The 15339-nt window shown below is 34.9% G+C and carries 15 protein-coding genes; 7 read left to right on the top strand and 8 right to left on the bottom strand.

Annotated features, from left to right (window positions below):
* The first annotated feature begins 194 nt into the window (after positions 1 to 194).
* Together KA845_RS08535 and copZ are read left to right on the top strand one after the other, a co-directional pair.
* Complete coding sequence (locus tag KA845_RS08535; protein ID WP_002508805.1) at positions 195 to 2579, top strand: heavy metal translocating P-type ATPase; 2385 nt, start codon at positions 195 to 197, stop codon at positions 2577 to 2579.
* Positions 2580 to 2608: 29 nt separating this feature from the next.
* Positions 2609 to 2815 (top strand): copper chaperone CopZ, encoded by a 207-nt coding sequence (copZ, locus tag KA845_RS08530; protein WP_002508806.1) that lies wholly within the window; start codon positions 2609 to 2611, stop codon positions 2813 to 2815.
* Positions 2816 to 2979: 164 nt separating this feature from the next.
* On the opposite strand, the gene KA845_RS08525 is transcribed toward copZ, so the two are convergent.
* Positions 2980 to 4137 (bottom strand): aminotransferase class I/II-fold pyridoxal phosphate-dependent enzyme, encoded by a 1158-nt coding sequence (locus KA845_RS08525; protein ID WP_103388532.1) that lies wholly within the window; start codon positions 4135 to 4137, stop codon positions 2980 to 2982.
* A 156-nt stretch (positions 4138 to 4293) separates the two neighbouring features.
* A complete protein-coding gene (locus KA845_RS08520) occupies positions 4294 to 5040 on the bottom strand; it encodes an aggregation-promoting factor C-terminal-like domain-containing protein (RefSeq protein ID WP_002508808.1) in 747 nt (248 codons plus the stop codon).
* A gap of 550 nt (positions 5041 to 5590) precedes the next feature.
* Here KA845_RS08520 and KA845_RS08515 point away from each other — a divergent pair.
* The gene (locus KA845_RS08515) at positions 5591 to 5869 is read left to right on the top strand and encodes a hypothetical protein (RefSeq protein WP_002508809.1); all 279 of its coding nucleotides are present in this window, start codon (positions 5591 to 5593) and stop codon (positions 5867 to 5869) included.
* A 69-nt stretch (positions 5870 to 5938) separates the two neighbouring features.
* On the opposite strand, the gene KA845_RS08510 is transcribed toward KA845_RS08515, so the two are convergent.
* Together KA845_RS08510 and KA845_RS08505 are read right to left on the bottom strand one after the other, a co-directional pair.
* A complete protein-coding gene (locus KA845_RS08510) occupies positions 5939 to 6982 on the bottom strand; it encodes a PTS sugar transporter subunit IIC (protein WP_103388531.1) in 1044 nt (347 codons plus the stop codon).
* A gap of 132 nt (positions 6983 to 7114) precedes the next feature.
* The gene (locus tag KA845_RS08505) at positions 7115 to 7531 is read right to left on the bottom strand and encodes a 6-pyruvoyl trahydropterin synthase family protein (protein WP_002508811.1); all 417 of its coding nucleotides are present in this window, start codon (positions 7529 to 7531) and stop codon (positions 7115 to 7117) included.
* Between the two features lie 170 nt (positions 7532 to 7701).
* Between KA845_RS08505 and KA845_RS08500 the strand changes: the two genes are divergently transcribed.
* Both KA845_RS08500 and KA845_RS08495 read left to right on the top strand, forming a co-directional pair.
* Positions 7702 to 8070 carry a DUF488 domain-containing protein gene (locus KA845_RS08500; RefSeq protein ID WP_002508812.1) on the top strand — a complete coding sequence of 123 codons (369 nt, stop codon included), beginning with the start codon at positions 7702 to 7704 and terminating at the stop codon, positions 8068 to 8070.
* A complete protein-coding gene (locus tag KA845_RS08495; RefSeq protein ID WP_002508813.1) occupies positions 8067 to 8717 on the top strand; it encodes a DNA-3-methyladenine glycosylase family protein in 651 nt (216 codons plus the stop codon). Before KA845_RS08500 ends, KA845_RS08495 begins: the two co-directional genes overlap by 4 nt.
* Before the next feature lie 10 nt (positions 8718 to 8727).
* On the opposite strand, the gene KA845_RS08490 is transcribed toward KA845_RS08495, so the two are convergent.
* From KA845_RS08490 to KA845_RS08480, 3 genes are all read right to left on the bottom strand, one after another.
* On the bottom strand, positions 8728 to 9309 hold the full coding sequence (locus tag KA845_RS08490; protein ID WP_204176799.1) for a M23 family metallopeptidase: 582 nt from the start codon (positions 9307 to 9309) through the stop codon (positions 8728 to 8730).
* Positions 9310 to 9467: 158 nt separating this feature from the next.
* A complete protein-coding gene (locus KA845_RS08485; RefSeq protein ID WP_002508815.1) occupies positions 9468 to 10406 on the bottom strand; it encodes a nucleoside hydrolase in 939 nt (312 codons plus the stop codon).
* 36 nt (positions 10407 to 10442) lie between these two features.
* Entirely contained in the window at positions 10443 to 11807 is a 1365-nt protein-coding gene (locus KA845_RS08480; RefSeq protein WP_021459608.1) for an amino acid permease, read from the bottom strand.
* 275 nt (positions 11808 to 12082) lie between these two features.
* Between KA845_RS08480 and KA845_RS08475 the strand changes: the two genes are divergently transcribed.
* Together KA845_RS08475 and KA845_RS08470 are read left to right on the top strand one after the other, a co-directional pair.
* Entirely contained in the window at positions 12083 to 13042 is a 960-nt protein-coding gene (locus KA845_RS08475; protein ID WP_021459609.1) for a DMT family transporter, read from the top strand.
* Positions 13043 to 13137: 95 nt separating this feature from the next.
* The gene (locus KA845_RS08470; protein WP_002508818.1) at positions 13138 to 13704 is read left to right on the top strand and encodes a TetR/AcrR family transcriptional regulator; all 567 of its coding nucleotides are present in this window, start codon (positions 13138 to 13140) and stop codon (positions 13702 to 13704) included.
* A gap of 880 nt (positions 13705 to 14584) precedes the next feature.
* On the opposite strand, the gene KA845_RS08465 is transcribed toward KA845_RS08470, so the two are convergent.
* Complete coding sequence (locus tag KA845_RS08465) at positions 14585 to 15337, bottom strand: trypsin-like serine peptidase (protein ID WP_021459610.1); 753 nt, start codon at positions 15335 to 15337, stop codon at positions 14585 to 14587.
* Positions 15338 to 15339: the final 2 nt, after the last annotated feature.

The following is a 15339-nucleotide window of genomic DNA, read 5'->3' as shown; positions in this document are numbered from 1 at the left end:
TCCACTATGACTTTACTCGTAACGTGGTTGTTTGAAATAACAAAATTTAATAACTAGTATGCTAAGAGTAGAACCACGAAACCTAATATATAACTAGGCCGTGCGCATCTACTCTTTTTAAATTTAATGCTTGACTTTAATACCTATAGGGGGTATATTGAAGGCAAGATAACACATTAGGAGGAAACTCAGAGATGGCTACTTCTCATAAAACTACGTTTGGTATTACCGGTATGACTTGTACTGCTTGTGCCAATCGCATAGAAAAAAATTTGAATAAATTGCCTGATGTCGTTGCAACGGTCAACCCTACAACAGAAAAAGCGACTGTAGACTATGATCCTAATTCTACGTCACTCGAAACTATCACTGAAACCGTTCAAAATACTGGTTATGGGGTAATTACCGAAACAACTGAACTCGATGTTTTAGGTATGACGTGTGCTGCTTGTTCTACTCGTGTAGAAAAAATACTTAATCGTACAGATGGTGTATCACAGGCCAATGTGAATCTAACTACAGAACAAGCTAACATTGCGTACAATCCAGAAGTCACTACGCCAGAAGCGTTAATTGCTCGTATACAAAATATCGGGTACGATGCGCAACTAAAAGCAACAGCTGGAGATAAAGTTTCTCAAAAAAGTAAAGAGCTAAAGCGTAAACGATTGAAACTTATTATTTCAGCCATACTCTCGTTACCACTACTCTTGACCATGTTTGTTCATTTATTTAATTTGCCAATGCCCGCCATCTTAATGAATCCATACTTTCAATTAACCTTAGCTACTATTGTACAATTTGGTATTGGTTGGCAATTTTATATAGGTGCCTACAAAAGTTTACGTAGTGGTTCGGCTAACATGGATGTATTAGTAGCATTAGGTACAAGTGCTGCTTACTTCTATAGTCTATTTGAAACTATAAAATGGATTGTCCAACCACAAATCACACCACATCTTTATTTTGAAACAAGTGCAGTATTGATCACGCTTATCTTATTAGGTAAATATTTAGAAGCACGTGCTAAATCTCAAACGACTAATGCTTTAAGTACATTGTTAAATTTACAAGCTAAAGAAGCACGCGTAATTCGTAATGGTACTACGCAAATGATCCCATTAAAAGAAGTTGTTGTTGGCGATCATCTTATTGTTAAACCAGGAGAAAAAATACCTGTCGATGGACTTGTGATTAAAGGTACTACTTCTATTGACACTTCAATGATTACAGGTGAATCTATGCCAGTAACTAAATTTGAAAATGATGAAGTCATAGGTTCCACTATGAATAAAAATGGTGTCATTACTATGGAAGCAACGAAAGTAGGCAAAGATACAGCGCTATCTTCTATAGTACAAGTGGTCGAACAAGCACAAGGCTCTAAAGCACCTATTCAACGCCTAGCAGACACTATTTCCGGTTATTTTGTACCCATTGTAGTAGCGATTGCTATACTAACATTTATCGTATGGATCACTTTAGTACAAGTTGGACAAATCGAACATGCTCTAGTTGCATCTATTGCAGTTTTAGTAATCGCTTGTCCATGTGCCTTAGGTTTAGCTACACCAACTTCAATCATGGTAGGCACAGGAAAAGCAGCAGAACATGGTATATTATTTAAGGGTGGTTCTTATATTGAGCATACTCATAATATCAATACCATCGTCTTAGACAAAACAGGCACAATTACAAAAGGAACACCTGAAGTAACTGATTTTACTGGTTCAAATACTACATTACAATTATTGGCCAGTGCTGAACAGGGGTCCGAACATCCATTAGCTGAAGCAATAGTCACTTATGCTCAACAGCACGAAATAACATTATCACAACCTGAAACGTTCGAAGCATTGCCTGGCAAAGGCATTGTCGCTACAGTCGACAACCATACTATTCTCATTGGCAATCGTCAGTTAATGGATCAGTATGACGTAGATATTTCAATGGCTAATAACACTATGCAAAATTATGAAGATGCCGGTAAAACAACTATGCTTATTGCAATTAACAAAGAATATAGTGGCTTAATCGCAGTCGCTGATACAGTGAAAGCTACAGCACAACAAGCGATTGAGTTACTACATCAACAAAATATCGAGGTCGTAATGTTAACTGGTGATAATCAACGTACTGCACACGCTATAGCACAACAAGTGGGCATTGATACAGTTATTGCTGACGTCGTACCTGAAGAAAAAGCAGCAGTCATCGAGTCACTGCAACAACAAAATAAAAAAGTAGCAATGGTTGGCGATGGAATTAATGATGCACCTGCCTTAGTAACAGCTGATATAGGTATTGCTATTGGTACAGGTACCGAAGTGGCAATAGAAGCTGCTGATATTACAATTTTAGGTGGCGATTTATTACTCTTACCAAAAGCACTCTATACAAGTAAGGCTACAATACGTAATATACGCCAAAATCTGTTTTGGGCTTTCGGTTATAATGTTGCAGGCATACCAATTGCTGCTCTAGGATTATTAGCTCCATGGGTTGCTGGCGCAGCAATGGCCTTAAGTTCAGTCAGTGTCGTAACCAATGCTTTACGTTTGAAACGCATGAAATTATAGCAGTATGCTATTAAAAGGAGGTGATTCATATGACAACTGAAACAATTCAAGTTGAAGGTATGAGTTGTGACCATTGTAAACAAGCTGTAGAAGGCGCATTAACAAAATTATCTGGTGTCTCAACTGCGAAAGTTGACTTAACAGCTGGTAATGTCCAAGTTGATTATGATAACGACCAAGTTGAAGTCACAGATATGAAATCTGCAATTGAAGATCAAGGTTATGATGTCCAATAGGGAGTGGGACAGAAATCTGATTTTGAATAAATGATTTCGTCGTCCCACCCCGGCAAGGATGACTAGCGTTGAAAAAAGCTCGGTTTAAAGCGCATTTTCAATGCAGTCAGCTACTGCCAATACAAAAAGAGAGTGGGACAAATCAATATTGTCCCACTCTCTTTTTAATGATATAAATGTGCGATACTTTGCAATCGTTGTATTGCCACGGCTAACTGTTCATCATCAATTGCCAAAGACATACGTACATAGTGATGACCATTGTCCCCAAATGGAAAACCCGGTGCAACCAAAATAGATTGTTCCTGTAACAAATATTCTACAAATCCTTCTCCGTCAAAGTGTGGAGGTGTTTTCAACCATAAAAATATGCCACCCCTCATTGGTTCAAATGGTATGTCAACGTCAGCTAATGCACGTGTGATATCATCACGTCGTTGTCGGAATTTATTATTTTGTTGTTCTAAAAATGCATCATAATGATTGAGCGCGTAAGTAGCTGTATCTTGTAACGCACCAAACATGCCAGCATGTGTATGTGATTGATATTTTTTCAAAGCTTGAATAATATCCTTATTTCCTACGGCGAAACCTACCCGAAAACCTGACATATTATAGCCTTTAGAAAGAGAATATATTTCCACTGCTAACTCTTTTGCACCGTCTACTTGTAATATACTAGGATTTTTACTATCAAAACCAAACGCACTATAAGCAAAATCATGTACAATTTTAGTTTTGGTATTCTGAAATTGCGTAACTGCCTCTTTAAACACCTCGAGCGTAGCAACCGACCCCGTTGGATTATTAGGGTAAGTTAAATATACTAACCGCGTGTTTAACAACACATCTTGTGATATTTGTTGCCATTTTGGTAAATAATCAGGTGCTGTTAAATTCAACTTTTTAGGGATGGCATCAGCTAACTGGACACCCGCTAAATAATCAGCATAACCTGGGTCTGGCAATAATACATATTCCCCTGGATTTACAATAGCAGTTGGCAAAGCTACTAAGCCATTTTTAGTACCATATAAAATACACACTTCTGTATTGGCATCTAATGCTACACCATAATGACGTTGATAAAAATCAACGATCGCTTGTTTCAAACTCTCTTTACCATGAAATGCTACATATTTTTGATTCTCTGGTTCTTGCACTGCTTTGATAAATTTATTAACAATTCCATCAGGTGTATCACCATCTGGAATACCTACAGCTAAATTAATCAATGGTAAAGGGCCATGTGTCACTTTTTGTCCCATCGTTTTACCAAAATAACTATCGGGTATTTGTGCTAATCTGTCAGACATTGCCATTATTACTCCCCCTATGTATCTTTATATCAGAAATGTGCCGATATAGTGATGAAGTTCAATACATCTTACTTTTTACTTATCTGAATATTCTAACATATTAATACTAAAAAAAGACTACTCAATTGAGTAGTCTTTAGCTTTATACTGAGGTAAATTTTACCACCAGTTGTTTGAAGAACGGAAGTCTAACGCAGCTTCTACTGAACCATAACGTTCGTTAGCGTAGTTGATCATACCTTTAGTTTGTTCAGCAACTGAACCAGTTCCCCAAGATTCTTTAGTTTGACCTAAACCTCTGTATCCTAATTCGTTAACAGCATTTGGGTTACCGCTTGATTCAGGCATTACGATTGTATTCCACATAGCTTCTGTACCACCAGCAGCTAAGAATTGAGCTTTAGTTGATCCACCAGTTGAAGCTGATGAAGAGCTTGTGCTTGCTGAAGTTGAAGTTTTTGTAGTTGTTTGTGCTGGAGCACTTTCAGTTTTAACTGAAGTTGAAGCACTTGTTTGTTCTGTTTGAACTTCGTTAGTTGTTTCAGCTTTAGGAGCTTCTACTGCTTTAGGAGCTTCTACTGAAGCGTTAGATTGGCTTGAAGCTTGTGCTTGAGGTGCTTGTACATCTGTTGATGTTTGAGCTGAAGATCCACCGTCATAGCTCCAAGTCCAAGTAGTACCATTTGATTCGAAGTTGAATGAATGACCATTGTAGTTAAAGTCATAGTCATATGAACCAGAATGTACTGGTTTTTCATTTAATTCTTGAGCATTGCTTAATGCTAACTCAGCTAAATGAGCTTTATCAATGTTTTGTTCAGAAGCGTCAGCTTGGTTGCTGTTCGCTGCATATCCTGTTACACCTAATGCTACTGCTAATGATGATGCTAAAACTGTCTTTTTCATAATAAAATAAATCCTCCAATATTTTGCTTCGTAAAACTCTATTTTAAGTTTATAAATTTCGTATGTGCTAATTTCAATTTTTTAACGATTTGTTTTTCGACAAGAATTAATATACCATAAATCCAGCAAATTTGTATTACACTCAAATAACAAATCGTTTACAAAACATGTTCATTGTATGACATCATTTACTAATTGTTACTTTGAATAACAATCGCCTGACAGAATAGCATTTCCAGCACTTCAATCAAACTTGTCACAATAGCATTGAAATGACTACAAATCTAATTTATTTATTGTCAGAAAAATTACAACGTCTCACTCTGTTACATTCTTGTAATATTTCTGACGCTAATTTTGCTCTAATTATTAAGCTATCTACTAATTTTTCTGTAAGTCAAAGCAAGATTCACAAAATTCCAAGCAATAGTATTGTATTTTCGCACCAGTAATATTACACTAATAGTGAGAAAACGTTTCCTTTAGTATAAACGCGAGTTGGCACTTCCTGTTAGTTAAACGAATAACGATATATTTGGGAGGGATTAACATGGTTGCTCATGAAAAAGATTTAATCAAAGTAGACAAAAACAATGAAACACGCTCTAATAGTATTTCTGTAATGATAGACGAAGGCGGTTTAGGTGCTGATCAATATTATCAAATTGACAAGCACAAACGAAACCAATATGAAGCTATATTCAGACAAAAATCTAATACAGAGCTTGTAGATCTACTCATTACTAGTGCGGGAGAAAATGACAATACTAAATTCAACAATTCTTTACTTGCACTCCAAAATGAAGTACTACGCCGTATGAATCATTAAAACACTCTGCCAAACGATAACAGGGAAGTAACGTCTTCACGTTACTTCCCTGTTTGTATGCTCAAATCATTAAGCTAAAAATTTAAAAATATCTCTACTATATAATTTCAAAACCTTCATATATAAGGTATTAATTACAAAACCAATAATAAAAGGTATCACTAAAAATACTAAGATGACAGTTATTAAATTTAATAATGGTGAACCATCCATCAATCTAAAGGATGTTATAGGTCCTACCATACCTACAATTCCAAAGCCCGCAGATTCTTTTGTTCCTTCAATGCCTAACAATCCGCCAACAAAACCAGTTAGAATAGCGGTGGTAAGGATTGGTAATAAAATAATTGGATGCCTTACCATGTTAGGTATCATCATTTTAACGCCACCTAAAAATATAGTCAGTGGCACACCTGCTCGGTTGATCTTTATTGTTCCTGCAACTAGCGCTGCTTCACAGGCTACGATACCTAGAGAAGCTGAACCTGCTGCAACACCACTTATACCTATAGCTAATGCTGTAGCTACTGTGGAAATAGGTGAAATAATAAGAAAACTAAATACCATAGCTATAAGTATGGACATGAGTATTGGTTGTAAATCAGTAAATGTATTGACGAGATTTCCAATACCTGTAGTTATTAATTGCACATAAGGCAAAATAATCAAACCTATAAAACTAGCAATAACACCAACAAATGTCGGCATAATTATTAATGTCAAACTACCAAAGCGTTCCCCAATAACTAATATAAAAAACACTGCAATTGCTGCAGTAAGCATAGTATTTATTAAATCTCCTACCCCTACTAAGAGTACTGCTCCATTTTTAAATTGTGCTACGCCACTCCCTACAAAAGCAGAACTTGCAACCACAGCAGTAGACAGAGGCGTCAGTTGGAAACGCATGGCTATTAAAGCACCTACTAATAACGGCACTGTAAATTGAATGCCTTGCACAACTTGTAATAACATTTGAAAAATTTCATGTTTAGGTGCTAATACTTTAAATAATTCGCCTAATATCGCATTAGGTATTAACCCCGCAATAATAGCAATAGCTACCCCAGAAAGTACATTATATAAAAATTGTTTAGGACTGACTTTAATCATGTGTGGTACCTCCAAATTATGAAATGTACCTATCAATATAACATACATTCTGAATTTTCAGAATATTTATTTTAACTAACTCTAAACTACATTTGATAGAGTGTTTGTCTACTAAAAAATCTATAATTGTATTTACTCATTTGTTAACACTAAACCTTGAGTCGCGTTTTCGTAAAAATTAAGTTTTTTCAACGTATTACCAGTTGGCAAGTTAAGCTCAAATTGTTCCCAAATCCAAAATGCAATATTTTCAGCAGTCGTATTCATCTCGGGTAATGTTTCATTGAGTAATTGTTTATCTAAATACGGTGCTAAATATTGTTTATAAATTTTATCTACTACATTAAAATCTAAAGCTAAACCATAATCGTCAATTGGAGATAAGATTTCTATATCGAACTTGTAAGTGTGCATGGCTAAATCTATATGCTTCGTTTGAGAAAAGTAGATACGATTATCACATTTAAATTCATAATAATTTTTAATGCGAACAGACTGATTTTTATATTGAAATTGTTTAGGTGGTTGAACATTGTTAAATTTATTCATGTTAAAACACTTCCTTTTATTTCTTTATAATATCTATACCCAAAATACAAAATAGTAAATTTCAAGACTAACTACGATGATTAAAACATACTAAAGAAGGAAATTAACATACTAGATATTATATTCAGTTAAGAGCGACAATTACTATTACTTACATGGAGGTTTTAAAAATGCATATAAAATGCGAAAGAATCTATGCTAAACAACAATCTAAAGGCATTCGTATCTTAGTGGATCGTGTGTGGCCACGTGGTGTATCAAAAGAAAATGCTAATTTAGACTATTGGTTAAAAGATATCGCCCCATCTCCTACATTACGTAAATGGTTTAACCATGATCCAAATAAATTTGAAGAATTTAAAGCTTCTTATCTCAAGGAACTAGAATCTAATGATGCACAAAAAACAGAAGTCCAAAACATTCAAGACATCTTAAAAAACAATAACAATGATTTGTTATTACTGTATGGGGCAAAAGATGAAACTTATAATCACGCTGTAGTATTACGTTCATTTTTAGAAGAGAGGTTATCACAATGACAACTTCAAATATGATTGAATTGTCTCATCCTTGTATTAAACAACTAATAACACAAGATGCGCAACTGGCAAAACTGATAAAACACATCGGGCCAATTACATTTCCTAAGCGACCAAGTCCGCTAAAATCTATAATACGCTCAATCATCGGTCAACAAATCACTGTAAAGTTAGCACAAACGATTTTTCAACGCTTAACTGAGACAGTGAATGATGATTGGTCAATAGCATCATTATCTAAGTTATCAGCTACAAAACTACAAGAACTAGGATTATCACGAGCGAAAACGCAGTGCATTATAGCACTATTAGAGCATGTGCAAGCTGGTAACATAGATTTCCAAAAGCTACCTTATTTATCGAACACAGCAGTCACTCGCAACTTGACACAAGTGAAAGGTATAGGTCAATGGACTGCGGAAATATATCTTATATTCACCTTACACCGAATAGATATTCTTCCTGTGAAAGATGTCGGTTTGCAACGTGCAGCTCAATGGTTATATCAACCAACAAATACAACTAAAGCTGAAACTTTAAAACAATGTAATCAACGATGGACTGGGTGCCAAACAATAGGTGCGCTTTATTTATGGGAAGCCATCCGACGCGGGTACTTAGAATATGATCATATTGATGTACTTTAATATGTCACAATTATGCATTATATAAACTACGTTCACCTTCTGGTAGTTGCTCTATATAGTTTTTAGGGTCTTCTGCGTAATCATTGCCTATACCGCCTTGCATTCTTTGAAAATGTAAATGTGGTCCTGTAGTTTGTTTACCAGTATTACCTGAAAGTGCAATAACTTGCCCCGGTTTTACCGTATCTCCTTCTTTGACTTTATAATCATTTAGATGCATATACCATTGATAATAATTGCCATTACTTTCAGTGATTTGTAACACTTTACCGCCAAACTCATTATCAAATAAACGCGTAACTGTACCATGTGTTACAGCTTTTACTGGTGTATCTTCTGCCAAATGATAATCTATACCATAATGTTTTGCGTTATTTCCAAAATCACTGCGTTCGTATTCACCAAAATTCTCAGTTTCTCTACTAAAATTGAAAAATTGCTGTGATTCTGAATCTTGTCCTGTTTCTGTCACAGTATATTTCTCATTCACATCCTCTATCCAATGTTTAATTGGCTCAAAATAATAAATGACTGTAAATAAAGGAATTAAAAACAACAGAAATATAACTATAGCGTTAATACGATTTTTCAAGTTGATAAATCACCTTTCTTAAAATTTCTGTGGTCATTAAGTATACTTATTATAGCTTTGCAATGCTAGTTAATAGTCCTCAAATCCCACTCATACTTTAGTTGGAATAAAGTATTAAAAAAACCGTAAGTAGTAATCACGACTTACGGTAAAGGGTTTTACAAGTTATAATCTGCTAATAATTGCTCCATCACTTGCCAAATGGCCTCAACATTAACATCTACAGCAAAATAAGCATTCTTTTCCCCATCAGTTACATTATTCAAATCGACAGACATCGTACCATATGTGAGTGCGGAATGATGTTCAATAGCAATATGCGTATGTTGCATTTTGAACAATTCTGGTTTAATCAAATATAAAATTGCACATGCATCGTGAATAGGACCGCCATCCATGTCAAAGTGTGTTTTATACGTAGACTTAAAGAATTTCAGTAACTCAACTACAAAGCCTGCGACATCATTATTAATCAGCGCAAAACGTTGAATAATATCATCTGTAGCAAGTACTTGATGTGTTACATCTAATCCAAACACATTAATTCTCGCTCCACAATTAAACACGCGTTGCGCCGCTTCAGCATCGGCCCAAATATTAAATTCAGCTGTGGGCGTCCAATTGCCGAAAGTACCTCCACCCATTATAGTGATTGATTTGATATTTTGTACTATTTTAGCATCTCGAATTAATGCCGTCGCAATATTAGTCAATGGTCCCGTGGCTACAATTGTGACTGGCTCATCACTATTTTTAACAGCATCAATGATAACATCTGCAGCATGATGTGGTGTAGCATGGTGGCGTGGTGTTTCAGGTAACTTAGGACCGTCTAAACCAGTTACACCATGAATTTCTTCTGCAAATGATGGCTCCTTAATCAATGGTCGTGATGCACCCATAGAAACTGGAATTTCTCCTTTGCCCATAATATCTAACACATTCAATGCATTACGTGTATTTTTACTCACTGCTTGATTACCAGATACGGTAGTCACAGCTAAAATTTCCAAGTGACTTGTTCGAGCGCCTGCTAAGATCATAGCAATGGCATCATCATGTCCTGGGTCACAATCCATAATAATTTTTTCACTCATTATACTCACCTCTATATTTTTCAATAAATTGCTATGTTACAACTTATTTTGTTTTAATTTGTGTCGTTGTTTGAAATAAAATAATGTGATAATAACAAACCATAAAGGGGCTAAAATAACGCCAATACGTGTGCTTGGATTAATAAATAATACGCAAAATATAAACGCAAAAAAGACGATAATACTAAGCGCCATTATCTTACCACCAGGTAGTTTATAGTTACTTTGTGCATGTAATTGTGGATACTTTTTAGCATATCTATAATATGCTAGGGTGATTAACGTCCAAATTACTATATTCAATACTGTGGAAACTGTACTGATATATACAAACACTGCTGTTGCATTAGGGATAAAATAGTTTAGTAAGACCGCAATAGATAAACATGCACATGAAACAAGTAGTGCATTCATTGGTATACCTTTGCGATTTGTTATACCTAACCTTTCAGGTGCTTGCTTTCTATCAGCTAAACCAAACAGCGTTCGACTATTAGAAAAGATACCACTATTACATGCAGAAGCAGCTGCAGTTAAAACAACGAAATTAATAATACCAGCCGCAAAAGGGATACCGATTAAAGCAAATAATCTTACAAATGGACTGTCATTAGGGTCTAACTCATTCCATGGAATAATAGAAATAATAACAGCTAACGCGCCAATGTAAAAAATTAAAATACGAAATGGTACATTATTTATTGCCTGTGGTATGGTTTTATGTGGATTTTTAGTTTCACCTGCTGTAATACCAATCAATTCAATACCTACAAATGAAAATATGGCCATCTGGAAAGACATTAAAAAACCTGAAGCTCCATTCGGAAACAGACCGCCATGACTATAAATATTACTAACACTTGCTTGACCATATGGTGTTTTTACTGCCATTACCACCATTACAATACCTACTACTATTAAAGCGATAATAGTAACTACTTTGATAATCGCAAACCAAAATTCTAATTCTCCAAACATTCGAGTACTTAGTAAGTTAAACGCTAATAATAATAAAATACAAGCTAAAGCTGTGATCCAATTAGGTATTTGTGGCACCCAAAACGACACATATTTAGCAACAGCTGTAACTTCAGCCATACCTGATACAGTCCAAGTTAACCAATATGTCCACCCAGTGATAAAACCAGCAAGTGGTCCAACATATTCATTAGTTATGTCTGCAAATGAATTAAATTTCGTGTTGGATAATAACATTTCACCCATTGCTCGCATAAACATAAATAAGACAAAGCCAACAATTATATAGGTTAACAATATAGATGGACCAGCTAAATGAATGGATTGACCTGCCCCTAAAAATAATCCTGTACCAATTGCTCCACCTATCGCAATTAACTGAATATGACGATTACTTAACTCTCTATGTAATTTTGTTTCCATTGTTTTCCCCCTTGTAACAATAGACAGATAAAATCATTATGATTTTACCTCACACTTCATACCCCTATAACTATTCTTACCTTTGAACAGTTAATATAAAATATTATTCCCTTTTTTTAATTTTTGAAAACGCCTTCATAAATTTTATTTTTAGTATTTAAAAAAGTAGTTGTTTATTTGTATTCAAACCATATTATTTATTTATTAAACATTTATTGCAATTAGTGAATAAAGTGATAAATTTAAAATAATAATATAATTAACGAGGTGTTTTAATGAAAGCTATCTTAATTGGGGTTTTAGGAGCATTATTTTTTTCATTTACCTTTATATTAAATCATGTAATGTCCAATAATAGTGGCTCTTGGATGTTTAGCGCGTCATTGCGTTATATATTTATGTTTCCTTTGCTTCTTATTTTTGTCGCTATACACCAACGTCACCGTCATGTACATCGTCATATACGTCAAAATTTGAGTGCCTGGATACTATGGAGTACATTAGGTTTCGTCTGTTTTTACGTTCCTATAACATTTGTTGCAGATTATAGTCCTGGCTGGTTGATTTCATCTACTTGGCAATTAACTATTATTTGTGGTTTATTATTAGCACCATTATTTTACGAACAAGTTAATTACCGTAATCAAACAATTTTGATACGTGAACGTATCTCGTGGCGTTCAGTAGCTATTTCCAGCATTATGATTGTCGGTGTAATTCTGGTACAAATTCCCAACGCAACTTCTATTAAATTTACGACTTTCTTATTATCAGTAGTACCTTTAGTTATTGCAGGCTTTTGTTATCCTTTAGGGAATAGAAAAATGATGGTGTTAGTAGATAATCAATTATCTACTTTTGAACGAATCTACGGTATGACATTAGTAACACTGCCTATTTGGCTTGTTATTTTTGTGCTAGGCGTCTCATCACACGGATTACCATCACCATCACAAACACTACAATCATTTATTGTAGCAATCTTTTCAGGCATAATTGCGACATTTTTATTCTTTTATGCTACTAATCTAGTGAAACATAACCAAGCAAAACTAGCTGCCGTCGAATCGACTCAAGCTATGGAAATTGTTTTCACTTTAATTGGAGAAATGTTGTTACTCGGCATCGCACTTCCAACGCCACTTAGTATTATTGGTATTATTATAATTATGTTTGGTATCATTATTTATAGTATGTCTAACGGATTAATACAAGAAAAACAAGCAGACAGCTAAATAGTGGTATTTACCTACATAAATCTCTTACATTGACAATGATTGTTGAAATAAACATAATTTAATTAACTTCTATATTCAAGGAGCGACTGTAAATGACAACTACCGAATATATAGATCCACGTATTATTAGAACTAAAAAGTTATTGATGGATGCTTTCAGAAAAATAGCCAAAGAAAAAGAATTACACACCATGACTGTGAAAGATATCACTGATGAAGCAACGGTCAATCGAGCAACATTTTATGCTCATTTTATAGATAAATACGATATTATGGATTATACTTTGTCGGAAACAATTTTGAAAAATTTAAACAGTACACTTAATGTTTCATCAGAGCTCAATCATGACACACTTTGCAATATATTTATTACGATTACAAGTTATATTCAAAGTACTCATGAAGAGTGTAAATTAAACAGTGAAGCCTATGGTAAGATAGTCGAAAAGCGTATTAAAGAAGAATTAGAAGATATCTTTTTATCTTTAATTGAACAACAACATCCTAGTGAAAGCCGTGAGACGTTAGCTACAAGTGCACGTTTTTTATCATGGGGCTTATATGGTGTTGCTCATCACTGGTTTTATACAAGTAATGAGTCACCACAAGTATATATCGAAAAATCTTTACCCTTTCTAACTCAAAAAATTCTTAAGTAACGTTCAATATGTAGACGAACACTCATAACGACCCTTTAAAGCAGTTTTTTATACAAATTGACTTTGAAGGGTTTTTGAGACTTCAACTATACTCACTACTATTAATAATTTATTATGCGTAGCATGTAATATAAAGCGATAACCCGGGAAATCTTACTTCATTAATCAAGCTAACAGTATTAAAAGGGAGTGGGATAGAAATCTGATTTTGAAAAAATGATTTCGTCGTCCCTCCCCGGCAAGGATGACTAGCATTGAAACAAGCTTGGTTTGAAGTGCATTTTCAATGCAGTCAGCTACTGCCCATATGAAAAGAGGTTTCGAATAAAATATGGAGTGGAACAGAAATCTAATTTTAATAAAAAAGATTTCGTCTTCCCACCCCGACAAGGATGACTAGCATTGAAACAAGCTTGATTTGAAGCGCAATTTCAATGCAGTCAGCTAACTGCCAATAAGGAAAGAGACTAGGACAAATCAATGATGTTCTAGCCTCCATAACGTAGACAAATCCTTTGCATTAATTTGCGAAGAGTTTGTTTATTTTTTATTTATATAGCTTTGTCAAAATAGTAGTGCTTTTTCGTATATTTACATAGTAGGAGATAATGTCGACCTATCGAATCATATGATACATATAACCCATATCCTGTTGGCAGTGATTTATGCCGACTCCTGTGGGTAAAGCACTAGCCGAAGAATACAGGCTGAGGCAGTGCCCACGGAAAGCGTGCATAAAAACTGCCAATATACCAAACAGTCAACTACTACCAATATGAAAAGAGACTAGGACAAATCAATATTGTCCCAGCCTCTTTAACACAATCTAACAAGTTATTTATATATGTTTAGCGTCTTTTTGGATAACTGTGATTATTCCTTATTGATTATGTTCATTAATAAAGTTTAATACGTCGCCAGATAAAGGCACAGCATTATTACTTTGTCCTTCAACACCACCATAATGGATGCCGATTAATTCATTACTGCTATTGAAGACTCCAGAACCAGAATTACCACCGTAAGTACTCGCATCATATGTCATATCACCATCACCATTTGATATAATCTGACCGTTACTTTCCCACATTGTCGCTAATTCTTTATCTCCAGGATAACCAGTTATTGTAACATCATCACCTTTCTGAGCTTGTGTTGCATCACCGATTGTTGCCGGTTGCACAACATCTCCTACATGTTGCCCATTTTCATTTGGTTCGAAGTGTACTACTGCTAAATCTGCATTCCCTGGATAAGGTTCAGCACTTTTTTCTTCAAATGTACCGTTTGGATATGTAGAGGCATCTGAAGCAGCAGGTGAAAATTTCATATTACCATTTGATAAGTTCACAACGTGTTTATTGGTCAACACTGTATTTTCACCAATAACCACTCCAGTAGCTATGTTTTGACCTAAATCTGCATAGCCTACCGCCTGATAATGTCCACTAGTTGTGTTTTCGACTTGATGTCTATCGTTATTAGGTAATATGACTTCTTGCGTATTTTCTTTATCGTCTTGGCTAATTGGATAAGAAGTAGATTGTGCCTGTGATACAAAGCTGCCAGACACAATTGCCAATGCCATAATCGCGATTGACATGACTCGTGTAATAAATTTTCTCAAAATCATAA

Origin of the sequence: Staphylococcus sp. GDX8P114P-2 (genome assembly GCF_017892945.1) — a bacterium.
GTDB classification, from domain to species: Bacteria; Bacillota; Bacilli; order Staphylococcales; family Staphylococcaceae; genus Staphylococcus; species Staphylococcus arlettae.
The sequence above is the reverse complement of the archived record's forward strand: the minus strand, read 5'-3'. Positions and strand labels throughout refer to the sequence as shown.